20 protein-coding genes, 3 tRNA genes and 1 pseudogene are annotated in these 24,782 nt (G+C 73.4%); 13 read left to right on the top strand and 11 right to left on the bottom strand.

All coding sequences use genetic code 11. The features are described from left to right. The first annotated feature begins 200 nt into the window (after positions 1-200). The 4 genes from IEZ05_RS00695 (at position 201) to IEZ05_RS00680 (ending at position 3,760) form a co-directional block, all read left to right on the top strand. Positions 201-1,238 carry a rod shape-determining protein gene (locus IEZ05_RS00695; protein WP_189227948.1) on the top strand — a complete coding sequence of 346 codons (1,038 nt, stop codon included), beginning with the start codon at positions 201-203 and terminating at the stop codon, positions 1,236-1,238. Between the two features lie 21 nt (positions 1,239-1,259). Further along, positions 1,260-2,681 (top strand): GAF domain-containing protein, encoded by a 1,422-nt coding sequence (locus tag IEZ05_RS00690; protein ID WP_189227947.1) that lies wholly within the window; start codon positions 1,260-1,262, stop codon positions 2,679-2,681. Positions 2,682-2,848: 167 nt separating this feature from the next. Then, on the top strand, positions 2,849-3,526 hold the full coding sequence (locus IEZ05_RS00685; RefSeq protein ID WP_189227946.1) for an ANTAR domain-containing protein: 678 nt from the start codon (positions 2,849-2,851) through the stop codon (positions 3,524-3,526). An 81-nt stretch (positions 3,527-3,607) separates the two neighbouring features. Further along, positions 3,608-3,760, top strand: coding sequence for a hypothetical protein (locus tag IEZ05_RS00680; RefSeq protein WP_189227945.1), 153 nt, complete (start codon positions 3,608-3,610; stop codon positions 3,758-3,760). Positions 3,761-3,823: 63 nt separating this feature from the next. Here IEZ05_RS00680 and IEZ05_RS00675 read toward each other — a convergent pair. The 3 genes from IEZ05_RS00675 to IEZ05_RS00665 all read right to left on the bottom strand — a co-directional run bounded on the left by IEZ05_RS00675 (position 3,824) and on the right by IEZ05_RS00665 (position 4,257). Beyond that, positions 3,824-3,897: transfer RNA gene (locus IEZ05_RS00675), tRNA-Ile, on the bottom strand. Positions 3,898-4,106: 209 nt separating this feature from the next. After that, positions 4,107-4,179: transfer RNA gene (locus IEZ05_RS00670), tRNA-Asn, on the bottom strand. Positions 4,180-4,184: 5 nt separating this feature from the next. Further along, positions 4,185-4,257, bottom strand: a tRNA-Asn gene (locus tag IEZ05_RS00665). A 147-nt stretch (positions 4,258-4,404) separates the two neighbouring features. On the opposite strand from IEZ05_RS00665, the gene IEZ05_RS00660 reads away from it, so the two are divergent. The 4 genes from IEZ05_RS00660 (at position 4,405) to IEZ05_RS00645 (ending at position 10,011) form a co-directional block, all read left to right on the top strand. Then, entirely contained in the window at positions 4,405-4,710 is a 306-nt protein-coding gene (locus tag IEZ05_RS00660) for a YtxH domain-containing protein (RefSeq protein ID WP_189227944.1), read from the top strand. A 55-nt stretch (positions 4,711-4,765) separates the two neighbouring features. Beyond that, a complete protein-coding gene (locus tag IEZ05_RS00655; protein ID WP_189227943.1) occupies positions 4,766-6,220 on the top strand; it encodes a xylulokinase in 1,455 nt (484 codons plus the stop codon). A gap of 126 nt (positions 6,221-6,346) precedes the next feature. Continuing rightward, positions 6,347-8,080, top strand: a complete 1,734-nt coding sequence (locus IEZ05_RS00650) for an ABC transporter ATP-binding protein (RefSeq protein ID WP_189227942.1) — start codon at positions 6,347-6,349, stop codon at positions 8,078-8,080. Continuing rightward, positions 8,080-10,011: an ABC transporter ATP-binding protein gene (locus IEZ05_RS00645; protein ID WP_189227941.1), complete on the top strand. Its 1,932-nt coding sequence runs from the start codon at positions 8,080-8,082 to the stop codon at positions 10,009-10,011. The genes IEZ05_RS00650 and IEZ05_RS00645 overlap by 1 nt, the downstream gene beginning before the upstream one ends. A 33-nt stretch (positions 10,012-10,044) precedes the next feature. On the opposite strand, the gene IEZ05_RS00640 is transcribed toward IEZ05_RS00645, so the two are convergent. The 5 genes from IEZ05_RS00640 to IEZ05_RS00620 form a co-directional block, all read right to left on the bottom strand. Continuing rightward, complete coding sequence (locus IEZ05_RS00640) at positions 10,045-11,340, bottom strand: RNA polymerase sigma factor (protein ID WP_189227940.1); 1,296 nt, start codon at positions 11,338-11,340, stop codon at positions 10,045-10,047. Between the two features lie 96 nt (positions 11,341-11,436). Continuing rightward, positions 11,437-13,365: a DNA primase gene (gene dnaG / locus IEZ05_RS00635; RefSeq protein ID WP_189227939.1), complete on the bottom strand. Its 1,929-nt coding sequence runs from the start codon at positions 13,363-13,365 to the stop codon at positions 11,437-11,439. Between the two features lie 29 nt (positions 13,366-13,394). Continuing rightward, positions 13,395-14,660: an NAD(P)/FAD-dependent oxidoreductase gene (locus IEZ05_RS00630; RefSeq protein ID WP_189227938.1), complete on the bottom strand. Its 1,266-nt coding sequence runs from the start codon at positions 14,658-14,660 to the stop codon at positions 13,395-13,397. Between the two features lie 87 nt (positions 14,661-14,747). After that, a complete protein-coding gene (locus IEZ05_RS00625) occupies positions 14,748-16,028 on the bottom strand; it encodes a deoxyguanosinetriphosphate triphosphohydrolase (RefSeq protein ID WP_189227937.1) in 1,281 nt (426 codons plus the stop codon). Positions 16,029-16,140: 112 nt separating this feature from the next. Beyond that, positions 16,141-16,917: a sirohydrochlorin chelatase gene (locus tag IEZ05_RS00620; RefSeq protein ID WP_189227936.1), complete on the bottom strand. Its 777-nt coding sequence runs from the start codon at positions 16,915-16,917 to the stop codon at positions 16,141-16,143. Positions 16,918-17,081: 164 nt separating this feature from the next. On the opposite strand from IEZ05_RS00620, the pseudogene IEZ05_RS00615 reads away from it, so the two are divergent. Both IEZ05_RS00615 and IEZ05_RS00610 read left to right on the top strand, forming a co-directional pair. Continuing rightward, positions 17,082-17,770, top strand: a pseudogene (locus IEZ05_RS00615) (SanA/YdcF family protein). 114 nt (positions 17,771-17,884) lie between these two features. Continuing rightward, positions 17,885-19,996 (top strand): molybdopterin oxidoreductase family protein, encoded by a 2,112-nt coding sequence (locus IEZ05_RS00610; RefSeq protein WP_189227935.1) that lies wholly within the window; start codon positions 17,885-17,887, stop codon positions 19,994-19,996. A gap of 34 nt (positions 19,997-20,030) precedes the next feature. Here the strand turns inward: IEZ05_RS00610 and IEZ05_RS00605 are convergent, their stop codons facing one another. Then, a complete protein-coding gene (locus IEZ05_RS00605) occupies positions 20,031-20,459 on the bottom strand; it encodes a gamma-glutamylcyclotransferase family protein (RefSeq protein ID WP_189227934.1) in 429 nt (142 codons plus the stop codon). Positions 20,460-20,574: 115 nt separating this feature from the next. Between IEZ05_RS00605 and IEZ05_RS00600 the strand changes: the two genes are divergently transcribed. Beyond that, positions 20,575-22,218 (top strand): M4 family metallopeptidase, encoded by a 1,644-nt coding sequence (locus tag IEZ05_RS00600; protein WP_189227933.1) that lies wholly within the window; start codon positions 20,575-20,577, stop codon positions 22,216-22,218. Between the two features lie 62 nt (positions 22,219-22,280). Here the strand turns inward: IEZ05_RS00600 and IEZ05_RS00595 are convergent, their stop codons facing one another. Continuing rightward, positions 22,281-22,865 (bottom strand): NADPH-dependent FMN reductase, encoded by a 585-nt coding sequence (locus IEZ05_RS00595; RefSeq protein WP_189227932.1) that lies wholly within the window; start codon positions 22,863-22,865, stop codon positions 22,281-22,283. Positions 22,866-23,157: 292 nt separating this feature from the next. On the opposite strand from IEZ05_RS00595, the gene IEZ05_RS00590 reads away from it, so the two are divergent. Then, positions 23,158-23,688 (top strand): hypothetical protein, encoded by a 531-nt coding sequence (locus IEZ05_RS00590; RefSeq protein ID WP_189227931.1) that lies wholly within the window; start codon positions 23,158-23,160, stop codon positions 23,686-23,688. Between the two features lie 111 nt (positions 23,689-23,799). Beyond that, entirely contained in the window at positions 23,800-24,420 is a 621-nt protein-coding gene (locus IEZ05_RS00585) for a class F sortase (protein ID WP_189227930.1), read from the top strand. On the opposite strand, the gene IEZ05_RS00580 is transcribed toward IEZ05_RS00585, so the two are convergent. Beyond that, positions 24,358-24,747 carry a winged helix-turn-helix transcriptional regulator gene (locus IEZ05_RS00580; RefSeq protein ID WP_189227929.1) on the bottom strand — a complete coding sequence of 130 codons (390 nt, stop codon included), beginning with the start codon at positions 24,745-24,747 and terminating at the stop codon, positions 24,358-24,360. The two genes, IEZ05_RS00585 and IEZ05_RS00580, sit on opposite strands and share 63 nt — an antisense overlap. Between the last annotated feature and the right edge of the window lie 35 nt (positions 24,748-24,782).

The following is a 24,782-nucleotide window of genomic DNA, read 5'->3' as shown; positions in this document are numbered from 1 at the left end:
GGGTTGGCGCCCCGGCGGGTTCCCGCCACGGGACCGGCGGCGCCCGCTCAGCGGCTCGACCGCCCGCGACCGTACCCCCCATTCAGCGGCCCCCCGCCCGGCCCTCTCCAGAGGGCGCGCGCTCCCGCCCCCGCGCACGATGCCTAGGAGACCGGCCACCCGCCGGCCCCGCACGGTCTGCGCTCTCGGGAGGAACTGCCATGACCGCCACTCTGGAGCAGCTGCGCCGCTGCCATTTCGGCGTCGACCTCGGCGCGTCGAGAACCCGGGTCTATGTGAAGGGCTCCGGGCTGGTCGTCGACCAGCCGTCCGCCGCCGCGGTCAACACCCGTACCGGCGCGCTCATCGCGGTGGGCGAGCTCGCGGAGAAGATGACCGGCCGCACCCCCGGCTACATCCGTGTCGTGCGCCCGGTCTCCGGCGGCACGATCGTCGACATCGAGATGGCCCAGCGCATGCTGCGGCACCTGCTCGGGGACAAGATCCGCCGGGCGCTGCGCCGCAAGCCCCGGCTGCGCGCCGCCGTCTGCACGCCGCACGACGCCGATCCGCTGGCCCAGCGCGCGGCGATCGAGACGCTGGTCGGGCTCGGCGCCCGGCGGGTGGAGCTCGTCGACACCCTGATCGCCGCGGCGGTCGGCTGCGGGCTGCCCGTGGAGCAGCCCGAGGCGACGATGATCATGGTGTGCGGGGCGCACGCCACGCAGGTCGCGGTGCTCTCCCTCGGCTCGATCGTCACCGCCGAGCGCATCCCGGTGGGAGGGGAGGCCGTCGACCACGCGATCGTGCAGCACCTGCGCCACCAGCACGAGCTGGTGCTGCCCAGCCAGTCGGTACGCCCGCTGCAGCTCGCCCTGTCCGGCAACGGGCTCACCCCGCAGGGCCCGGCGTCCACCGAGATCCACGGGCGGGACGTGGCGACCGGCCTGGCCCGCAGTGTGAAGGTCGACACCGCCGCGGTGCGCAACGCGATCCAGACGCCGCTGACGGCCGTGCTCGACGGCATCGGCAAGGTGCTGCGCGACTGCCCGCCGGACCTGGTCGCGGACCTCGCCGACCGCGGGATCATGATGGTGGGCGGCAGTGCGCTGCTGCCCGGCTTCGACCAGATGCTGCGTCAGGCGACCGGCATGCCGGTGCACATCGCGGAGCGGCCCGACGTGTGCGCCGTCCAGGGGCTCGGCACGATGCTGGAGGGCCGGGTGGAGCCGCTGGTGCTGGACCCGCTGGCCGACTGACCCGCCGAGGAATCCGACGGCATGACCGCGCGGCCCGCGTCACGGCTGACCCGTCTCCTCGACGCCGTCCTCGGCGTCGGCACCGACCTGGATCTGCGCAGCACCCTGCGGCACGTCGTGGACGGCGCCGCCGAACTGACGGGCGCCGCCTGCGCGTCCCTGACCACCACCGACCCGGACGCGGCCGGCCTCCCCGGCATCGGCGCACCGCACCGGGACTGCCCCACCCCGCCCGGCACCGCCCACCGGCTGCGGGTGCCGATCCACGTGGGGGACGAGGAGTTCGGCGAGCTGTGTCTGGCCGAAGCGCCCGGTGGCGGCCCGTTCACGGCCGAGGACGAGCAACTGCTGCGGGTCCTCGCCACGCAGGCCGGCATCGCGATCGGCAACGCCCGGCTGTACGAGACGGCCCGGCAGCGCGAGCGCTGGATCGAGGGCGCGGCGGCCGTCACCACAGCGCTGCTCACCGGCGAGAGCGCGGACGACGCCCTGACGACGGTCGCGGAGCGGGCCCGGCTGCTCGCCGACGCCTCGGCCGGTGTGATCCTCCAGCCGACCGCCGAGGGCGGCATGGAGATCGTGACCGCCTCGGCGCCCGACGACGCGGACGGCATCGTCGGCGCGACCATCGCCCCGGGCAGCCCCGTCCTCGAGCAGCTCCTCGGTGGCGAGCCGGTGTTCGTCGCGGACTCGGCGACCGACCCGCGCATGACGACGCACGTACGGCACCGGTTCGGCCCCAGCATGATGCTGCCGCTGCAGGCGAACGGCCGGCTGATCGGCACTCTCGCCCTGCCCCGCCGCCGCGGCGGCCACCCCTACACGGCCGTCGAACGGCTGCTCGCGACCCAGTTCGCCTCCCAGGCCGCGCTGGCCCTCGTCCTCGCCGACGCCCGGCACGGCCGGGAGCGCCTCGCGGTGTACGAGGACCGCGACCGCATCGCCCGCGACCTGCACGACCTGGTGGTGCAGCGGCTGTTCGCCACCGGCATGATGCTGGAGTCCACGCAGCGCCGCCCCGGCGCGGACGAGGTCCGCGACATCCTCGGCCGGGCGGTGGACGAGCTGCGCTCCACGGTCCAGGAGGTCCGTACGGCGATCTTCGCGCTCCAGCAGCCCCCGCCCGGCCCGCCGGCCGGACTGCGCGGCCGGGTGCTGCGCGAGACCGCCTCCGCCGCCGCCCTGCTCGGCTTCCCGCCCTCCACCCACTTCACGGGCGCCGTCGACAGCCGCGTACCGGACCGGGTCGCCGACCGCCTCCTCGCCGCCCTGCGCCGCGCCCTGGCCGCCGTCTCCCGCGGCCACGGCGTCTCCCGCGTCGAGGTCTCCGTCGACGCCACCGCGTCCCTGCCGGACGGCCGCGACGCGGTGCGGCTCACGGTCTCGCACGACGGCACGGCCGACGGCGCCCGGCCGACGGCCACCTGGCAGTCGCCCCTGTGAGGGGACGGCCCGGCCACGTCCGGCAACGCCTTTACCCCTCCATGGACCGGTCATTCCCCGCAGCCGGGTGTACTCCGGCCGGCCGGCGGGCAGGCGCACCAGCAGACGGGGGCCGGGTGACGTTGCGAACGTCGTCGGGGATCAACGAGGACGGACAAGGCGGTGACATGACCTCAGCGGCACCACCACGTCTGGCGGGGAGGCCGGCCACCCTGGTGATCGACGGCCATGTGGAGGCGGACCGGGCAGTGCTCGTCCCACGGGGGGAGCTGGTCCACGGGTGCGCGGACACCCTGGCCGAAGCCCTGGCCGCATTGCCCGCGGGCATCGAGCGGGTCGACCTGGACATGGGCGACGTGGTTTTCATGGACACGGCCGGACTGCAGTTCCTGGAGCTGCTGCGCGGCTACGGCGACCGGCGGGCGGTGCCGGTGACGGCGCGGAACTGGACCGGCCAGCCACGCCGGATCCTCGAGCTGCTCGGCCTGGACACCACCGCACCCCTCGACGGCACGCCGCACCCCCGCACCGCGGAACCGGCGGGCTCGGCGGTGGCGGCGGAGCGGTCCGAGCGGCTGAGCGTGCTGCAGGAGGAGGTGGAGCAGCTCCGGCAGGCCATCGCCTCCCGTCCGGTCATCGACCAGGCGCGGGGCGTGCTGATGGCCCTGCACGCCTGTACGCCGGACGAAGCGTGGCACATCCTGCGGGAGGCCTCGCAGCTGTCCAACACCAAGCTGCGCACGGTGGCCGCGGCGGTGACCGCCGGCGCCCGCAACGACGGCCCGCCGCCACCGCCCGAGGTGCGCTCGGCGCTGCGGACGGCCCTGGAGCGGGCCGGCCGCTGAGACACCGGTCCCGATGGCGTGGTGCCGTCGGCGCGGGCGGGGTACTCGGCGCGGAAACCCGGTCCGGCAGGAGGTGCCACGATGAACGGACAGACCCCGTCCCAGGCGGAGGGCGAGCGCGACGACGAGCGGGACGCCACGGACGGCCAGAACCCGTCGCAGACCACGCCCTCCCAGGCGGAGGGCGAACGCGACGACGAGGACGGCAACGAGAACGGCGAGGGCGGCCGGTGACCCGGCTTCCCTCGCCTGCGTGCCGCCACCCGGCCAGAAGGTTTCTGCGCGGGTGGCGCGGAGTGGGGCGGGTGGGACTCGAACCCACGGCCGACGGATTATGAGTCCGCTGCTCTAACCGGCTGAGCTACCGCCCCATACACGGCGTGTCGCGTACCCGTGTGCGCGCCGTCTGCCGCAGCATAGCCGCTCATACGATCTCCTGCCTCGGCTGGTCGGCTCACTGCGACGCCTTCACGACCTTGAGGACTCCGCAGCGTGGCGCACGGTTCCCGTGAGTTCCCAGAAGATCGCCCGGCATGTGTCCGGACATGAAAAAGGACCCCGAAGGGCCCTCGTTCACCTGCTCCCCCGACTGGACTCGAACCAGTAACCTGCCGGTTAACAGCCGGCTGCTCTGCCAATTGAGCTACGGAGGACCGAGCTCCCCCGACTGGACTCGAACCAGTAACCTGCCGGTTAACAGCCGGCTGCTCTGCCAATTGAGCTACGGAGGAATGCCTCGTTGCATCGAACGCATCTGCCTGGGTATTCGCCAGGGGGCGCGCGCTCGCTGCGACACATACATTAGCGCAAGCAGGGGGGTGCTTTGCCAATCGGTACTCCCCGGCACTGTCAGAGCTACGCAAGGGAAGGTGGCCGCCATGCGTTACCGGCTCACATTCGTCGTCGGACTCGCCGTCGGTTACGTGCTCGGAACGAAGGCCGGGCGCGAGCGGTACGAGCAGTTGAGGAAGTCCGCGCGGCAGGTCGCACAGAACCCGGCCGTCCGCAACACCGCCGAGTCGGCGGCACAGCAGGGACGGCACTTCGCGGACAAGGCCTACACCGTGGTGAGCGACAAGGTCGGCGACCGGATGCCCGACTCGGTCGCCCAGCGGGTGCGGTCGCTGCGCGAGCGCAACGCCAACGGCACCGGCTCGGACGACTGGGGCACCAGCAACACCTGAGGCGCGTGCCCCCACCCGGTACGGACACCTCCCGCGGTGCGGCAGAATTTTGCGCATGGGGATAGTCGCCGGGTTGGACAGTGCGCCCGATTTCACTCGAATCGTCGTCTGTGATGCGGACACGGGGGCCGTGCTCCGGCAGGGGTACGCGCCGCATCCGGTCGAGAGCCCCGACGGCGGTGGCCGTCCCTCCGACGTCGACCCGCAGGCCTGGCTCCTGTCCCTCGGGGAGGCCGCCGGCGGCGGGCTGCTGGAGGGCGTCCAGGCCATCGGGGTCTCGGCCCAGGCCAACTCGGTCGTGCCGCTGGACTCCCAGGGCAACACCGTGCGCCCGGCCATGGTGGGCGGCGACAAGCGCTCGCAGGTGGCGGCGGCCGATCTGATCGACGCGCTCGGCGGGCGCGAGGCGTGGGCGCAGTCCGTGGGCTGTGTGCCGCAGGCCCCGCAGCCCGTGACCAAGCTGCGCTGGCTGGCCAGGACCGAGCCCGAGGCCGCCGCGCGGACCGCCGTTCTGCTCCAGGCCCACGACTGGCTGGTGTGGCAGCTGCTGGGGCGGCCGGCCCGCAGGACCACCGACCGGGGCGGCGCCTCCGGGACCGGGTACTGGTCGGCGGCGACCGGCGGGTACCGGCCCGATCTGGTCGAGCTGGCGCTCGGGCACCAGGCGATGCTGCCGGAGGTGATCGGCCCGGCCGACGCGGCCGGTACGACGCCGGAGGGCCTCCTGATCTCCGCGGGGACCGGCGAGACGATGGCCGCGGCCTTCGGGCTCGGGATCGGCCTCGGGGACGCGGTGGTCTCCCTCGGCGCCTCCGGCTCGGTGATGGCCGTGCACCCCGAGGCGCTCGTCGACCAGAGCGGCATGATCACCTCCCTGGCGGACGCCACCGGCATGCACCTGCCGGTCGTCACCACCCTGAACGCGGTACGGACCCTGCGCGGCACCGCCGAACTGCTCGGCCTGCCGGACCTGGAGAGCCTGTCCGACCTGGCGATGAAGTCGACGCCGGGCGCGCACGGACTGGTGCTGCTGCCGTATCTGGAGGGTGAGCGGACACCGAATCTGCCGCACACCGCCGGGACGCTGGCCGGGCTGCGGCGCGAGTCGATGAAGCCCGAGCATCTGGCGCGGGCCGCGTTCGAGGGCATGCTGTGCGGCCTCGCCGACGCCCTGGACGTGCTGCGCGGCCGGGGTGTGGACGTGCGGCGGGTGTTCCTGCTGGGCGCGGCGGCCGAGCTGCCGGCCGTGCAGGCGGTGGCTCCGGCGCTGTTCGGGGTGCAGGTCGTCGTACCGCAGCCGGCGGACTACGCGGCGATCGGCGCGGCCCGGCAGGCGGCCTGGGCGCTGGGAGTGTCGCAGGGCACGCTGGACCCGCGCACTCCCCCGGCCTGGCAGGGCGCGGTGGCGCAGGTGCTGGAGCCGGGCGAGGAGCTGGCCGTGGGTCAGGCGGTGCGGCAGCAGTTCGTGTCGGTGCGGGAGCAGACGCACCCGGGGGCGCTGCGCCCGTAGGGCCGCCCGAGCGGCCGGAAGCACGACGCTGTCGGCTTAATCGGTTGAGGTAACGCGGGTGGAGTGTTCGACGATAGGGGCCAGGGGCAACCAATCGCCCCTGTCGCCGACCCCGAGAGACCCAGCGTGCTCATACGACTGTTGCGGACCTTTCTCAGGCCCTACAAGAAACCCATCGCCCTGCTGGTGGCGCTGCAGTTCCTGCAGACCTGCGCCAGCCTCTACCTGCCGACCCTGAACGCGGACATCATCGACAACGGTGTCGTCAACGGCGACTCCGGCTACATCCTGGGCTACGGCGCTCTGATGATCGGCATCTCGCTGGTGCAGGTCGTGTGCAACATCGGCGCCGTCTACTACGGCGCCCGCACCGCCTCCGCGCTCGGCCGGGACCTGCGGGGCGCCGTCTTCGACCGGGTGCAGTCGTTCTCCGCGCGGGAGGTGGGCAACTTCGGCGCGCCCTCGCTGATCACACGGACGACGAACGACGTGCAGCAGGTCCAGATGCTGGCCCTGATGACGTTCACGCTGATGGTGTCGGCGCCCATCATGTGCGTCGGCGGCATCGTGATGGCGCTCGGCCTGGACGTGCCGCTGTCCGGGGTGCTCGTCGGCGTCGTGCCGGTGCTGGCGATCTGCGTGACGCTGATCGTGCGGCGGCTGCGGCCCCTGTTCCGGTCCATGCAGGTGCGCCTGGACACGGTGAACCGGGTGCTGCGCGAGCAGATCACCGGCAACCGGGTCATCCGCGCCTTCGTACGCGACGACTACGAGCAGCAGCGGTTCCGGAAGGCCAACTCCGATCTGACGGACGTGGCGCTGGGCACCGGCAATCTGCTCGCGCTGATGTTCCCGGTGGTCATGACGGTGGTGAACCTGTCGTCGATCGCGGTGGTGTGGTTCGGCGCCCACCGGATCGAGAGCGGCGGGATGCAGATCGGTGACCTGACCGCGTTCCTGGCCTATCTGATGCAGATCGTCATGTCCGTGATGATGGCCACCTTCATGTTCATGATGGTGCCGCGCGCGGAGGTGTGCGCCGAGCGGATCCAGGAGGTCCTGGACACCGACAGCAGCGTGGTGCCGCCCCTCGCGCCGGTCACCGAGCTGCGCCGGCACGGGCATCTGGAGCTCCGTGGTGCCGGGTTCCGGTATCCGGGGGCCGAGGAGCCGGTGCTGAGGAACATCGGCCTGGTGGCCCTGCCGGGCGAGACGACCGCCGTCATCGGCTCGACCGGCAGCGGCAAGTCCACGCTGCTGGGGCTGGTGCCCCGGCTGTTCGACGCCACGGACGGGGAGGTGCTGGTCGACGGGGTGGACGTACGCACCGTCGATCCGAAGGTGCTGGCCAAGGTCGTCAGCCTGGTGCCGCAGAAGCCGTACCTCTTCGCGGGCACGGTCGCGACCAATCTGCGCTACGGGAACCCGGACGCCACGGACGAGGAGCTGTGGCACGCGCTGGAGGTGGCGCAGGCCAAGGAGTTCGTGGAGCGGCTGGAGGGCGGGCTCGACGCGCCGATCGCGCAGGGCGGGACCAATGTGTCGGGCGGTCAGCGGCAGCGGCTGTCGATCGCCCGCACGCTGGTGCAGCGCCCGGAGATCTACCTCTTCGACGACTCGTTCTCGGCGCTCGACTACGCCACCGACGCCGCTCTGCGCGCCGCGCTGGCCCGGGAGACGGCCGAGGCGACCGTGGTGATCGTGGCGCAGCGCGTGGCGACCATCCGGGACGCCGACCGGATCATCGTGCTGGACGAGGGTCGGGTGGTCGGCGTGGGCCGGCACCACGAGCTGATGGCGGACAACGAGACCTACCGGGAGATCGTGCTCTCCCAGCTCACGGAAGCGGAGGCTGCCTGATGGCGGGGCCTGGCGGTCGCATGATGGCCGGGGGCGGCCCCGACCAGCGTTCGATGGACTTCAAGGGGTCGGGCAAACGGCTCGTCGCCCGGTTCCGGCCGGAGCGGGTGACGATCTACGCGCTGCTGGCCTGCGTGGTCGTCAGCGTCGGCCTCAGCGTGATCGGACCGAAGATCCTCGGCAAGGCCACCGACCTGGTCTTCGCGGGCATCGTCGGGCGGAACATGCCGTCCGGGGCGACGAAGGAGCAGGTCCTCGCGTCCATGCGGGAGCGCGGTGACGGCGATGTCGCCGACATGCTGCGCAGTACGGACTTCACGCCGGGCGAGGGCATCGACTTCACCGCCGTGGGGCACGTGCTGCTGCTGGCGCTGGCGGTGTTCGCCGTGGCCGGACTGCTGATGGCGGTGGCGACCCGGCTGGTGAACCGAGCGGTCAACCGGACGATGTTCCGGATGCGCGAGGACGTGCAGACGAAGCTGTCGCGGCTGCCGCTGTCGTACTTCGACAAGCGTCAGCGCGGCGAGGTGCTGTCCCGGGCGACGAACGACATCGACAACATCGGGCAGACGCTCCAGCAGTCGATGGGCCAGCTGATCAACTCGCTGCTGACCATCATCGGCGTGCTGGTGATGATGTTCTACGTCTCCTGGATCCTCGCGCTGGTCGCGCTGGTGACGGTGCCGCTGTCCTTCGTGGTGGCCACGCGGGTCGGCAAGCGGTCGCAGCCGCAGTTCGTGCAGCAGTGGCGTTCGACGGGCCAGCTGAACGCGCACATCGAGGAGATGTACACCGGGCACGCGCTGGTGAAGGTGTTCGGCCGCCAGGAGGAGTCGGCGAAGCAGTTCGCCGAGCAGAACGACGCGCTGTACGAGGCCGGATTCAAGGCGCAGTTCAACAGCGGGATCATGCAGCCGCTGATGATGTTCGTGTCGAACCTGAACTACGTGCTCGTCGCGGTCGTCGGCGGCCTGCGGGTGGCGTCGGGCGCGCTGTCGATCGGTGACGTGCAGGCCTTCATCCAGTACTCCCGGCAGTTCTCGATGCCGCTGACGCAGGTCGCGTCGATGGCGAACCTGGTGCAGTCCGGCGTGGCGTCGGCGGAGCGGGTCTTCGAGCTGCTGGACGCGGACGAGCAGTCGGCGGACCCGGTCCCCGGCGTGCGGCCCGAGGAGCTGCGCGGGCGGGTGGAGCTGGAGCACGTGTCGTTCCGCTACGACCCGGAGAAGCCGCTGATCGAGGATCTGTCGCTGAAGGTGGAGCCGGGTCACACGGTCGCCATCGTCGGCCCGACGGGCGCCGGCAAGACCACGCTGGTCAATCTGCTGATGCGGTTCTACGAGGTGTCCGGCGGCCGGATCACCCTGGACGGCGTCGACATAGCGAAGATGTCCCGGGACGAACTGCGGGCCGGGATCGGCATGGTGCTCCAGGACACCTGGCTGTTCGGCGGCACCATCGCGGAGAACATCGCGTACGGCGCGTCCCGCGAGGTCACCCGCGGGGAGATCGAGGAGGCCGCGCGGGCGGCGCACGCGGACCGGTTCGTGCGGACGCTGCCCGACGGCTACGACACCGTGATCGACGACGAGGGCACGGGGGTGAGCGCGGGTGAGAAGCAGCTCATCACCATCGCGCGGGCGTTCCTGTCCGACCCGGTGATCCTGGTGCTGGACGAGGCGACGAGTTCGGTGGACACCCGTACCGAGGTGCTGATCCAGAAGGCGATGGCCAAACTGGCCCACGGGCGCACCTCGTTCGTCATCGCGCACCGGCTCTCCACCATCCGGGACGCGGACACCATCCTCGTCATGGAGAACGGGTCGATCGTCGAGCAGGGCGCGCACGCCGACCTGCTGGCGGCCGACGGGGCGTACGCGCGGCTGTACCAGGCGCAGTTCGCGCAGGCCGTGGCCGAGGTCGACGGCTGAGCGGGCGGGGGCCCGGCCCGTCGGGCCCCCGGGTCAGTCGAGGTAGCCCCTGAGCTGGTCCGCGAAGGCGTGATCGCGGAGTTTGTTGAGGGTCTTGGACTCGATCTGGCGTATCCGCTCCCGGGTGACGCCGAAGATGCGGCCGATCTCCTCCAGGGTGCGGGGGCGGCCGTCGACCAGGCCGTAGCGGAGCTGGACGACCTTGCGTTCGCGTTCGCCGAGCGTGGAGAGCACGGCCTCCAGGTGCTCGCGCAGCAGCAGGAACGCGGCGGACTCGACGGGGCTGGTGGCGTCGCCGTCCTCGATCAGGTCACCGAGGGCGACGTCGTCCTCCTCACCGACGGGGGCGTGCAGGGAGACGGGCTCCTGGGCCAGGCGCAGCACCTCGCCGACGCGCTCGGGGGGCAGGTCCAGGTGGGCGGCGACCTCCTGCGGGGTCGGTTCGCAGCCGCGCTCCTGGAGCATGCGGCGCTGGACGCGGACGACCCGGTTGATCAGCTCCACGACGTGGACGGGGACGCGGATGGTGCGGGCCTGGTCGGCCAGCGCGCGGGACATGGCCTGGCGGATCCACCAGGTGGCGTACGTGGAGAACTTGTAGCCGCGGGCGTAGTCGAACTTCTCCACGGCCCGGATCAGGCCCAGGTTCCCCTCCTGGACCAGGTCGAGCATGGTCAGCCCGCGCCCGACGTACCGCTTGGCGACCGACACGACGAGCCGCAGGTTCGCCTCGATCAGGCGGCGCTTGGCGAGGCGGCCCAGGACGACGAGCCGGTCGAGGTCCAGGGCGAGGCTGCTGTCCAGGTCGGGGGTGAGCCGCAGCTTCTCCTCGGCGAACAGCCCGGCCTCCACGCGGCGCGCGAGGTCGACCTCCTCGGCCGCGGAGAGCAGCGGGATCCGGCCGATCTCGCGCAGGTACTGGCGGAACAGGTCGGAGGAGGGCCCACCGGTCTCGGTGCGGGTGGGCGCCGGCGGCTCGGCGGGCTCCTCGGCCTCGGCGGCTTCGGCGGGCTCCTCGGCGGTGCCGGCCGGCGGCTCGTCGGGCGCGGGCTCCGGGTCGTGCACGGCGCGGTGCCGCGGGGGCATGGCGAGGAGGGCGCCGGTGTCCGCGTCCGGCTCCGCGCCGTCGGCAGGCGCGTCGGTCTGGGCGAGGGTCTGGGTCTGCACGGGGGCGACCTCCAGGAGGGACGCTGCCGGCGGGGGCGGCAGCGGTACTTCGGGGGCGGAGTCGGCGCGCTCGCCGCCGTCCGTCCCGTTCGTATTGAGCGCGACCCGGGGGTTCCGGGATCCGCCGGGGACGGATCGGCCGCGCTCCGAGGACTCGGGCACCGCCCTTAGTGTGGGGTACGACACATCGCCGCCACGAGGGGCGTGCGGTGACTTTTTGCGTCCGGTCCGTGACCGCGTGGTGATCGGGGGGCGCCGTTACAGCGCGGCGGCGCCGTGTTCGCGCAGGGTCTGGTCGTACTGCTGGAGGACCCACAGCTCGTTCTGCACGGCGGCGAGTTCGGCGGGGTCGCCGTGGCCGCCCAGGCGGGTGAGGCGGCCGGTGATGTCGCGGATGCGGCGTTCGACGGCGCGGCGCCGGACGGTGACCAGCTGGGCGCCCGCGTAGACCTCGTCGACGCCCTTCACGCCCCGGTGCAGCATGATCGCCTCGACGGCGAGTTCGGTGACCATGGCGCGGACGGCGTCGTCGGGGGCGGCCTCGCGGACGCGGACCAGGTAGTCCTGCGGGTCCTGGACGCCGAACTCGGCGCCGCCCGCCTCCATGATCGCCTGGCGTACCGCCGCGTAGGGCGGGGCGGTGAACTCGTCCACGCCGTACGCGTCGAAGGCCGGGGAGACCAGCTCGGGGCGCTGGAGGGCGAGCTTGAGCAGCTCGCGTTCGGTGGCGAAGACGGGGTTGCGCAGGTTCAGTGCGGGGCCGCGGGGGGTCGCCCGGTCGGTGGGGGCGTACTCCTGCGCGCCACCGCCGCCGCGCTGCGGCCGGTCGGGTGCGGGGCCCTTGCCGCCGCGTTCGCGGGCCCAGCGGGCCAGCTGGGCGACGCGCTTGACCACGAACTGGGTGTCGAGGATGCCGAGCATGCCGGCGAGCTGCACGGCGACCTCGTGCTGCGCGCCGCTGTTCTTGATGCGGGCGACCACCGGGGCGGCCTCGTCGAGGGCCGCCGCGCGGCCGGCCGGGGTGTCCAGGTCGTAGCGGGCGACGATCTGGCGCAGCGCGAACTCGAACAGCGGGGTGCGCGGCTCGACCAGGTCGGCGACGGCGTCGTCGCCCTTGGCGAGGCGCAGGTCGCAGGGGTCCATGCCGTCGGGCGCGATGGCGATGTACGTCTCGGCGGCGAACTTCTGGTCGTCCTCGAAGGCGCGCAGGGCCGCCTTCTGGCCGGCCGCGTCGCCGTCGAAGGTGAAGATCACGCGGGCCGAGCCGTTGTCCATCAGCAGGCGCCGCAGGATCTTGATGTGGTCGCCGCCGAACGCCGTGCCGCAGGTGGCGATGGCGGTGGTGACGCCGGCCAGGTGGCAGGCCATGACGTCGGTGTAGCCCTCGACGACGACCGCGCGGGACGCCTTCGCGATGTCCTTCTTCGCGAGGTCGATGCCGTAGAGGACCTGGGACTTCCGGTAGATCGCGGTGTCGGGCGTGTTCAGGTACTTCGGGCCGTTGTCGGCCTCGTAGAGCTTGCGGGCGCCGAAGCCGACGACGTCGCCGCCGATGTCGCGGATGGGCCACATCAGCCGGCCTCGGAAGCGGTCGATGGGGCCGCGGCGGCCCTCCTGGGCAAGCCCGGAGAGGATCAGCTCCTTGTCGCTGAAGCCCTTGCCGCGCAGGAAGCGGGTGAGGTGGTCCCAGCCCTGGGGGCTGTAGCCGACGCCGAAGTGCTCGGCGGCGGACTGGTCGAAGCCGCGGTCGGCGAGGAAGGCGCGGCCGGTGTCGGCCTCGGGGCTGGTCGCCAGCTGCTCCGCGTACCACTGGGCGGCGATCTTGTGGGCCTCGACCAGCCGGATGCGCTCGCCGCGCTGGTGGGCGGGGTTGTAGCCGCCCTCCTCGTAGCGCAGGGTGATGCCGGCCTGACCGGCCAGGCGCTCGACCGCCTCGGAGAAGGTGAGGTGGTCGATCTTCATCACGAACGTGATGGTGTCGCCACCCTCCTGGCAGCCGAAGCAGTGGAAGAGACCCTTGCTCGGGCTGACCTGGAAGGACGGCGACTTCTCGTCGTGGAACGGGCACAGCCCCTTGAGGTTGCCGCCGCCCGCGTTGCGCAGCTGGAGGTACTCGGAGACGACGGCGTCGATCGGGACCGCGTCCCGTACCGCCTTCACGTCCTCGTCGTTGATCCGTCCTGCCACGTGTGAAGTCTACGGGGACGGAATCGGAGCTAGGGAATGAGGCTTTCGAGGGATACGTGCGGGTCCGCGAGGGCCTCCGTGTCCACCTGGGCCCGGGAGCGGATCAGCCGCTGGATCGGGTCCGTGACGTCCCACACGTTCACGTTCATCCCGGCCAGCACGCGGCCCTCCTTCACCCAGAAGGCGATGAACTCGCGCTTCGCCGCGTCCCCGCGGATCACCACCTGGTCGTACGAGCCCGCCGGTGCCCAGCCGGAGTACTCCATCCCCAGGTCGTACTGGTCCGAGAAGAAGTAGGGCACGCGGTCGTAGAGGACGTCCTTGCCGAGCATCGCGCGGGCCGCGGCGGGACCGCCGTTGAGGGCGTTGGCCCAGTGCTCCACGCGCAGGCGGGTGTCGAACAGGGCGTGCGGGAAGGAGGCGACGTCGCCGGCCGCGTGGATGTCGGGGTCGGAGGTGCGCAGCCGCTCGTCGACGACGATGCCGCCGCCGTGCGCGCGGTCGGCGATCTCCAGGCCCGCGGCCTGCGCGAGCGAGGTGCGCGGGGCGGCGCCGATCGCGGCGAGCACGTCGTGCGCGGGGTGCTCCTCGCCGTCGTCGGTGCGGGCGGCGAGCACCATGCCGTCCTGGCCGACGATCTCGGTCAGCTGCACGCCGAAGTGGAAGCGGACGCCGTGCGCCTCGTGCAGCTCGGCGAAGACGGAGCCCAGCTCGGGGCCGAGGACGCCGTGCAGCGGGGTGGGTCCCGGCTCGACGACGGTGACCTCCGCGCCGTACTCGCGGGCCGCCGCCGCGACCTCCAGGCCGATCCAGCCGGCGCCGGCGATCACGAGGTGGCCGTTGTCCCGGCCGAGGGAGGCGAGGACGCCCTTGAGCCGCTCGGCGTGGGCGAGGCGGCGCAGGTGGTGGACGCCCGCGAGGTCGGTGCCGGGCACGTCGAGGCGGCGGGGCTCGGCGCCGGTGGCGAGGAGCAGCTTGTCGTACCGGGCGAAGGTGCCGTCGTCACCGTAGTGGACGGTCTTCGCGGCGCGGTCGACGGCGACGACGGTCTGGCCGAGGTGCAGCTCGATGTCGTGCTGCGCGTACCAGGCGGGCTCGTGCACGAAGACGCTGTCGCGTTCCTCCTTGCCGAGCAGGTAGCCCTTGGACAGCGGCGGGCGCTCGTAAGGGTGGTCGCGCTCGTCGCAGATGAGGATCACCCGGCCGGTGAATCCCTCCGTGCGGAGTGTCTCGGCCGCCTTGGCGCCGGCCAGGCCTCCTCCGACGATGACGAATGTCTGATCCGCGTCGACCACTTGTTGCCTCCTCGTCAGTGCCGCCACATGCGAGCGTCCCGCACACGGCGTGGCGCGGGAAGGGGGAGTGACCCGATCAGGCCATCGTCAGTCTCCCGGATGCCCCGTCAGCCGGGCGTGAAGCGAGCGGGCCGAGGCGTCCGTGAGGGAGGCGATCTGGTCGACGATCACCCGTTTGCGCGCCTTGTCGTCGCCGGCCCGGTCGAACAGGGCGCGGAACTGGGGGTCGAGGCCGTCGGGGGCGCGGGCGGTGAGCGCCTCGGCCAGTCCGGCGACGACGATGCGCTGGTCGGCGCGGAGCCGCTCCTGTTCGGCGCGCTGCATGACGTACCGGTCGGCGACCGCCTTGAGGACGGCGCACTCCAGGCGGGTCTCGCGCGGGACGACCAGTTCGGCGGTGTACCGGGTGAGGCGGCCGCCCCCGTACGCGGCCCGGGTGGCGGCCTCGGCGGCGAGGCAGAAGCGGCCGATGAGCTGGCTGGTGGCGTCCTTCAGGCGGGCCTGGGCGACGGCCGAGCCGTCGTAGCCGTGCGGCCACCAGTCCTGGGCGAGCAGGCGGTCGAGGGCGGCGGCCAGTTCGGCGTGGTCGGTGCCGGCGGGGACGTAGCGGCCGACGGCGACCTCGAAGACCGCCTCGCGCTCGGGGTCGGCGAGCAGGCAGTTCGGGTCGATGTGACCGGCGTGCAGGCCGTCCTCGACGTCGTGCACGGAGTACGCCACGTCGTCGGACCAGTCCATGACCTGCGCCTCGAAGCAGGTGCGGCCGGCGGGGGCGCCCTCGCGCAGCCACGCGAAGACGGGCCGGTCGTCCTCGTAGACGCCGAACTTGGGCGACGCCGGGTCGGTGGGGTGGGCGCCGCGGGGCCAGGGGTACTTGGTGGCGGCGTCGAGGGTGGCTCGGGTGAGGTTGAGGCCGACGGAGCCCTCGTCGGTGAACCGCTTGGGCTCGATGCGGGTGAGCAGCCGCAGGGACTGGGCGTTGCCCTCGAAGCCGCCGCAGTCCTCGGCGAACTCGTTCAGCGCGGTCTCGCCGTTGTGGCCGAAGGGCGGGTGGCCGAGGTCGTGGGAGAGGCAGGCGGCCTCCACCAGGTCCGGGTCGCAGCCGAGGGCGGCGCCGAGTTCGCGGCCGACCTGGGCGCATTCCAGGGAGTGCGTGAGGCGGGTGCGGGGGCTGGCGTCCCACATCGGATTGCCCTCGCCCGGCGTGACGACCTGCGTCTTGCCGGCGAGGCGGCGCAGGGCGGAGGAGTGCAGGACCCTGGCGCGGTCGCGCTGGAAGGCGGTGCGGCCGGGGCGTTTGTCGGGCTCGGTGGCCCAGCGGGCCACTGACGTGGGGTCGTACGGGGTGGGGGGTGCGGTGCCTTCCATGTCTTGAACAGTAAGGGGGAGGTGTGACAGTTGGGCGCCTTCCCGTCTGCGGGGTGCGGTCCGTTTGCGTGTGCGGGTGACGTCGTGGCTGGTCGCGCAGTTCGCCGCGCCCCTAGGGCATGGCCATGGCCCGGCGTTCAGAAGCGCTGCCCGTTTTGAGCGCCTCGTCGTAGCGGTGCAGGAGCAGGTGGGCCATCGCCGGGTGGATGCCCAGGGGGGCCGACGCGATCCAGGGGGCTGCGGCCGCGCACTCCGTGGCGAAGCGGCCCGGGGCCGTGAAGCAGGAGGCCACGGCGATGCGGTCGTAGCCCTGGGCGGTCAGTGTGCGGACGGCTTCCGGGACCGTCGGGGCCGCCGCCGAGGCGTACGCGGGCATGACCGGGACGCCGAGGCGGGCCGCGAGGAGCCCTGCCGTGCGGGCCGTGTCCGCGCGGGAGGCCGGGGCGCGGGAGCCGGCGGAGGCGAGGACGACGGCGCTGTTGCGGGGGGCGCGGGTGGGCCAGCCGGCCTCGGTGAGGCGGTCGTGGAGGGCGTCCACGAGGAGGGGGTGCGGACCGAGCGGGGCGGCCACGCGGGTGCGGGCCGGGGAGGCGGCCGCCATGTCGGGGATGTCCCGCTCGACGTGGTAGCCGCGGCTGAGGAGGAGGGGGACGAGCACCGCCTCCCCGTCGCCGAGGGCGGCCAGCGTGTCGGGCAGCAGGGGGGCGTTGAGCTCGATGTGCCCGAGGTGCACCGGCAGGGCGGGGCGCAGGGCGCGCACCCGGTCGAGGAGGGCCCGTACGGTGCTCAGCGCGCGCGGGTCGCGGCTGCCGTGGGCGACGACGACCAGGGCGGGCGGGCCGCCGGGATGCGCCGTGCCGGTCGTGCTCGTCACTGTCATTGCCGTCATGCACCGAGAGTGGCGGCACGACGTTGCCTCCCCGTTGCGTGGACGTCACGGGAATTTTCCGTCGGTTCACCCGGCGGCGGCCGCCCCGTGTGAGCGGGCGGCGAACCGGACGGCGCGTCCGCACGTCCCTGGGAGCAGGAGACGACCGGGGAGGGGACCGACCGATGCGCCGCTGGAGACCTGGCAGACCGCGCCTTCCGCGCACCCGCGGGGGGGGCAGCGACGGCTGATCCAGGCGGTGATGGCCGGGTGCGTGCTGGCGCTGCTGCCGGCGACCTGGATGTACGTGGTGACCGGCGACCGGCTGCGCACCACCGCCGACGTCCCCCGTACCGAGGTCGCGGTCGTCTTCGGTGCCGGGCTGTGGGACGGCGAGCCGTCGCCGTACCTCGCGCACCGGCTGGACGCGGCGGCCGAGCTGTACCGCGCGGGGCGGATCGAGGTGGTGCTCGTGACCGGGGACAACAGCCGGGAGGAGTACGACGAGCCGGACGCCATGCGCGCGTACCTCGTCCGGCACGGCGTGCCCGACGGGCGGATCGTCAGCGACTACGCGGGCTTCGACACCTGGGACTCCTGCGTCCGCGCGAAGAAGATCTTCGGGGTCGACCGGGCGGTGCTGATCAGCCAGGGTTTCCACATCCGGCGGGCCGTGGCGCTGTGCCAGGAGGCGGGGGTGGCGTCGTACGGCGTCGGGGTCGACGCCGAGCACGACGTGACCTGGTACTACGGCGGCGCGCGGGAGGTCCTCGCGGCGGGCAAGGCCGCGCTGGACGCGGTGTTCGAGCCGGACCCGCGCTTCCTCGGGCCCAGGGAGCCGGGGGTGGCCGAGGCGCTGGCCGGCGGGCGCTGAGGCGGCCCCGGCCACGGCCTCACCGTGGCCGGGGGGCGGCGGGGAGGTCACCGTCCCGGCGGCGTAACAATCGGCCGCCCGGTCGCGTAACACGGGCGACGCACGCTGGTCGGCATGCAGAACACCTCGACGCCCACGCACTGCCCGTACTGCGCGCTGCAGTGCGGGATGAACCTGACGCCCGCCGCCGACGGGAGCGTCGAGGTGACCGAGCGCGCGGACTTCCCGGTGAACCGGGGCGCGCTGTGCGGCAAGGGCCGTACCGCGCCGGCGCTGCTCTCGTCGGGGGTTCGCCTGACCTCGCCGCTGGTCCGCGGCGGGGACGGCGCGCTGGTGCCGGCCTCGTGGGACGAGGCGCTGGACCGGATCGCCGGGAACCTGGCGCGCACGCGGGAGGAGTACGGCGCGGACGCGCTCGGGGTGTTCGGCGGGGGCGGTCTGACGAACGAGAAGGCGTACGCGCTGGGCAAGTTCGCCCGGGTGGCGCTGGGGACCTCGCAGATCGACTACAACGGGCGGTTCTGCATGTCGTCGGCGGCGGCGGCCGGCACGAAGGCGTTCGGTCTCGACCGGGGGCTGCCGTTCCCGCTGGAGGACATTCCGCGGACCGGGTGCGTGATCCTCGTCGGGTCGAACCCGGCGGAGACGATGCCGCCGTCGCTGCGCTACTTCAACGAGCTGCGCGAGAACGGCGGCACGCTGATCGTCGTCGATCCGCGCCGCACGAGGACCGCCGAGCAGGCCGACCTGCACCTGGCGCCCCGGCCCGGCACCGACCTGGCGCTCGCGCTGGGCATGCTGCACCTGGTCGTCGCCGAGGGGCGGGTCGACGCGCGGTACGTCGAGGAGCGCACGGCGGGCTGGGAGGACGCGCGGGCCGCGGCGATGGCGCACTGGCCGGAGTACGTGGAGCGGATCACGGGGGTGTCCGTTCCCGAACTCCGGGAGGCGGTGCGGCTGTTCTGCGCGCCGGAGGCGGCGATGGTGCTCACCGCGCGCGGGCCCGAGCAGCAGGCCAAGGGCACGGACACGGTGGGCGCCTGGATCAACCTGTGCCTGGCGACCGGACGGGCCGGGCGGCCCCTGTCGGGGTACGGCTGTCTGACCGGGCAGGGCAACGGGCAGGGCGGGCGCGAACACGGGCAGAAGGCCGACCAGTTGCCGGGCTACCGCAAGCTGACCGACCCGGCGGCGCGGCGCCACGTGGCCGAGGTGTGGGGGGTGGACCCCGACTCGCTGCCGGGGCCGGGGCGCAGCGCCTACGAGCTGCTGGACGCGCTGGGCACGGACATCAGGTCGCTGCTGGTGATGGGCTCCAACCCGGTGGTGTCGGCGCCGCGCGCGGCGCACATCGAGGGGCGGCTGCGGTCGCTGGACTTCCTGGCCGTGTGCGACGTGGTGCTCTCCGAGACGGCGGCGCTGGCGGACGTCGTCCTGCCGGTGACGCAGTGGGCGGAGGAGACGGGCACCACGACCAGCCTGGAGGGGCGGGTGCTGCTGCGGCGGCGCGCGATCACGCCGCCCAACGGGGTGCGCAGCGATCTGGAGGTGCTGCACGGGCTGGCCCGGCGGCTCGGGGACGGTGCGGGGCTGGAGAAGGGCTTCCCGACCGATCCCGAGGAGGTCTTCGAGGAGCTGCGCCGGGCCAGCGCGGGCGGGCCCGCGGACTACTCGGGGATCAGCTACCGGCGGCTGGCGGAGGAGAGCGGGGTGTTCTGGCCGTGCCCGGCGCCCGCGCCGGACGCCGTCGGGGCCGAGCCGCACCCGGGCAGCCCCCGCCTCTTCCTGGACCGCTTCGCCACCGAGGACGGCCGGGCCCGCTTCGCCCCCGTCACGCACCGCCCGAGCGCCGAGGAGCCCGACGACGAGTACCCCGTGCTGCTGACCACGGGGCGGGTCGTGTCGCAGTACCAGTCCGGCGCGCAGACCCGGCGCGTGGACGAGCTGAACGCCGCGGCGCCGGGCCCGTTCGTGGAGCTGCACCCGCGGCTCGCGGCGCGGCTGGGGGCGGCCGAGGGCGACCCGCTGGCCGTCGTCTCCCGGCGGGGCCGGGCGGTGGCACCGGCCCGCATCACCACCGGCATCCGTCCCGACACCGTGTTCATGCCGTTCCACTGGCCCGGCGAGGGCCGCGCCAACACCCTGACCAACCCGGCGCTGGACCCGACCTCGCGGATGCCGGAGTTCAAGGTGTGCGCGGTGCGGGTGGAGACGGTGGCGCCCTAGCGCCGGCCGGTCACCGGACCCACCGGCCACCGCGTCACCGGATCCACCAGTCGCCGCTCTCGATCGGGACGCCGCGCGCCCGCAGCCGGGCGGCGACGGCCGGGGCGGCGACGTACACCCAGGCGCGCACGGGCGTCCCGTCGGCCTCCCGGACGACGTCCCTGGCCACGCGGTCGTAGAGGTTGCGCGGATCGCCCGGCGCGTACTCCTCCAGCCGGTCGAGGGCGGCCAGCAGGTCGTCGTACGCCTCCGGCGAGGGGGTGACGAGGTCGCCGCGGACCACGCCGCCGGCGTCCTCGACGGCGTAGGGGTAGCCGGGGCCGGGATACAGCGTGGCGCCGGTGAGACGGGCCGGCTCCTCGGCCCGGGTGCGGCCGCTGAGGAAACGGGCGTGGTGGGGGCCGCCGGGGCGGAGCGTCCCGTAGACGAAGAACGGCAGGTGCTCGGCATCCACGGGGGTCATTCTCTCCCCTCACGATCTCCACGTGAGCGCTATGGACATGACATACGGCGGGCTCTTGAATCCGAGTCAGCACCAGCGTCCCCACGCGCCGAGAGCGCCTGTCCCGAGGAGATCGATGAGCCGAATACGGCACGTCAGAGTTTCCCGCCCCACCACGGTCGGCATCGCCGCCACCGCCGCCTCCCTCCTGGTCGCCGCCCTCTCCCCCACCGCGGGCGCCGCCGACGGGCCGACCCCCGCCGCCGCCCTCGACCACGCGGCGGCGGCCCTCGCGGACCATGCCGCGAGCCTGGGCCTGACGGGCGCCCAGGACACGCGGGTCCGTGACGTCATCGTCGACGCGGACGGCACCCAGCACGTCCGCTACGACCGCACCTACCGCGACCTTCCCGTCCTGGGCGGCGACTTCATCGTCCACCTCGCCCCCGACGGCGACTACCGGGGCGCAGACCGCGCGACGCGGGCGTCCGTCTCCCTGGCCACCGTCACACCGAAGCTGTCGGCACCCAGGGCCGCCGACCTGGCCGCGGACGCGCTGCGCGCCGCCAACCCGGGCGAGCTCCTGAAGCGGCTCACCGCCAAGCCCGAGCTGGTCGTCGACGCCCTGCACGGCGCCCCGAAGCTGGCCTGGCGCACGAACGCGGCGGCGCTGGACTCCCTCGGCAACCCCGTCGCGCGCACGGTGCTCACCGACGCGCGCACGGGCGCCCGCATCGACGCCTGGGACACCATCGAGACGGCCTCGGGCGACGGCCGGTCGCTGTACGGGGGCACGGTGCCGCTCCAGACGACGCAGTCGGGGTCGGCGTACCAGCTCAAGGACGCGACGCGCGGCGGCACGTACACGGGCGACGCGGCGAACAAGACCGACCTGTGCTTCCTGACCATCTGCCTCAGCCGGGCGCCCTCGACGGTGTTCACCGACGCCGACAACCACTGGGGCACGGGCACGGCCGCCGACCGCGCCTCCGCCGCGGTGGACGCGCAGTACGGCACCGACGTGACGTGGGACTACTACCGGAACGTCCACGGCCGGTCCGGCATCGCGGGCGACGGCAAGGGCTCCTACAACCGGGTGCACTACGGCACCCGGTACAACAACGCCTTCTGGGACGACACGTGCTTCTGCATGACCTACGGCGACGGTGACGGGACGACCTTCGGGCCGCTGGTGTCACTGGACGTCGCCGGGCACGAGATGTCGCACGGGGTGACGTCGTCGACGGCGGCGCTGACGTACTCGGGCGAGTCCGGCGGCCTGAACGAGGCCACCTCCGACATCTTCGGCACGCTCGTGGAGTGGTACGCGGGCAACTCCGCCGACGCCGGGGACTATCTGATCGGCGAGAAGGTCGTCCGCTCCGGCTTCGGGCGCGACGCCCTGCGCTACATGGACCGGCCCAGCAGGGACGGCGCCTCCGCGGACTGCTGGAGCACCTCGGTCGGCGATCTCGACGTGCACTACTCGTCCGGCGTCGCGAACCACTTCGCGTACCTGCTGGCCGAGGGCAGCGGCGCGCGGACCGTGGGCGGGGTGAGCTACGACTCCCCCACCTGCGACGGCTCCACGGTGACCGGGATCGGCCGGGACAAGCTGGGCGCCGTCTGGTACCGGGCGCTGACGGTCCACATGACCTCGTCCACGGACTACGCGGGGGCGCGCGCCGCCACCCTGAGCGCCGCCGAGGACCTGTACGGCGCCGGCAGCACCGAGTACGCCGCGGTGGGCGCGGCGTGGAGCGCGGTGAACGTGGGCTGACCGCTCATCGGTACCCGGCGGCGGCCGGCATCCCTCCCGGGGTGCCGGCCGCCGTGCGGTCGTCACGCGCCGTAGGGACGCTTCTGCCTCGCCTCCCGCAACGCCTGCCCCCACCAGACCAGTTCGTCCAGCATGGTCTTGGCCGCCGCGTCCGGGCCGGAGGGGTCCCGGAGCGTGCCGGCGTCGTCGAAGGCCGCGCCCGCGTTGTGGAAGGAGACCGTGTCGCGGACGGTGACGGCGTGCAGTTCGGCGAAGACCTGACGCAGGTGCTCCACGGCGCGCAGGCCGCCGGCGAGACCGCCGTAGGAGACGAGGCCGACGGGCTTGGCCCGCCACTCGCCGTAGTGCCAGTCGATGAGGTTCTTCAGGCCGGCCGGGAACGAGTGGTTGTACTCGGGGGTGAGGACGACGAACGCGTCGGCGCCCGCCAGTTTGGGGGTGATCCCGGCCAGCACGGCGGTCGCCTCCGGGGTACGGGCGAGGTCCGTGGGCAGGTCGGTCCCGGCGACGTCCACGACCTCGGGGACCAGGTCGTCGCGGTCGCGGAGGTGACCCAGGAGCCAGTCGGCGACGACAGGGCCGAAGCGGCCGTGGCGGTTGCTGCCGACGATCAGGGTCACGTGGAGGGGAGCGGTCTCTGTGGTCATGCGGAACACCCTGGTACCTCAACTTTGCTTCAGGTCAAGCCCGCACCTCCTGCGTCCCGTCCCTGACGCCCGGTCACCCGTTCACACGCGCGCCGCGCACCCTTCCGGATCTTTTCCTCCACCGCCCCGTGCTGCCGCGGTGACCTGCGGAAAGGCGATCACCGGCGGGCTCTTCGGGCTCGTCGGTGACACCCGTTCATCCCATTCGCGGGGCGCGCTCGACAAGCGGGGCGCGCCCGGTGCCGATTTCCTCGGTAGGGCAGGGGCCACCGAAGAGCTCGAAGGAGCACCGATGCGACGTACCGCCCGCCTGCTGACCGGTACCGCGCTCGCCGTCGCGGCCGCGGGACTCGCCACCGCGCCCGCGTACGGCGGGGACGCCGCGGCCACCGGCCGACTGGAGGTGTACCCCTCCTCGGTCGTGCCGGGTGAGGAGGCCGTGGTGACCACCTCGGCGTGCGGCGAGGACGGCGCCGCCACGGGCGACGCCGGCGCGGTGGGCGCGGGCCGGTTCCCGATGGCGCCGGACACGCCCGGGGACGAGGTCGTCGGGCGGTTCGACGTACCGCCGAGCGCGCAGCCGGGGACGTACGAGATCGTCACCACGTGCGCCGAGAGCGGCCGTCGGGTGACGGGCGACCTGGTGGTCACGCTGACCGCCGCCCGCGAGCAGGTGTATCCCCGAGGAAGCGTCAAGACGGGGGTCGGCGGCGCTCTTGGCCCCGACCCCGTGCAGACCGCGGCCGGCGTGGCGGCTCTCGCCGTCGCCGCCGCGGGCGGTACCTGGCTCCTGCATCGCCGGGCGAGAGGCGACGGGATCTGACGGGCACCCTCCGCTGCCCGTCCGCCGGTACCGCACTTCCCCACCCCCTCCGGGTCCGATGCCCCTCGCGGCCCGGAGGGGGCAGGGGATCCCCCGAGGAGAGTGGTCGTCATGCGCAGGGTCGGCAACACCGCGATAGCGGCCGTCACCGCGGTCGCCCTGTGCGCCGGGGCCTATCTCCTCGACGGCGGTTCTCGGGCCGGGGCCCCGCCCCAGCCGTCGGCCGCGCAGGCCGGCTCGGGGCGGGCGCGGGAGGCGCCCGGCGCACCGGCGTTGCCGCCCTCCCCGCCCGACCGCGTCCGCGTCCCGGCGATCGGCGTGGACGCCCCGCTGACCGGCCTCGGACTGACGCCCACGGGCAGTCTGGACGTCCCGCCCGCCGAGAAGAAGAACCTCGCCGGCTGGTACGAGGCGGGCACCACACCCGGCGAGACGGGCACCGCGATCGTCGCCGGACACGTCGACAACGCGGAGGGCCCCGCCGTCTTCTACCGGCTCGGCGCCCTGAAGAAGGGCGCCGTGATCGAGGTCGACCGGCGCGACGGCGGCGTCGCGGTGTTCACCGTGGACGCGGTGGAGGTGTACGCGGCGACCGACTTCCCCGACGAGAAGGTGTACGGCGCGGCGGACCGGCCCGAACTGCGCGTCATCACCTGCGGCGGCGGCTGGTCACGCGGTACCGGCTACCAGGGGAACGTGGTCGTCTTCGCCCACCTCACCGGCAGCCGGTGAGGCGTCCAGGACGTTCGCCCTCCCCCACGCGCCGAGCGGCGCCAGCGCCTCGTTGAGGGTGACGCCCCGGGCGGTCAGCGAGTACTCCACGCGTGGCGGCACCTCCTCGTACTCCTCGCGGTGCACGATGCCGTCGGCCTCCAGCTCCCGCAGCTGCGCGGCGAGCACCTTCTCCGTCACCCCGGGCAGCTCACGGCGCAGGGCGCCGAAGCGGTACGGCCGCTCGGCCAGCGCCCACAGGATGAGCCCCTTCCACTTCCCGCCGATCACCTCCATCGCCGCGTCGATCCCGCAGATGTACGCCCCCGGCCGCCGTGCCGTCCCCATACCCGTCCCCCGTCCCCGCCCACTGCCTGCATCCT

The sequence above is a fragment of the Streptomyces flaveolus genome (assembly GCF_014648815.1).
GTDB lineage: Bacteria > Actinomycetota > Actinomycetes > Streptomycetales > Streptomycetaceae > Streptomyces > Streptomyces flaveolus.
The sequence above is the reverse complement of the archived record's forward strand: the minus strand, read 5'-3'. Positions and strand labels throughout refer to the sequence as shown.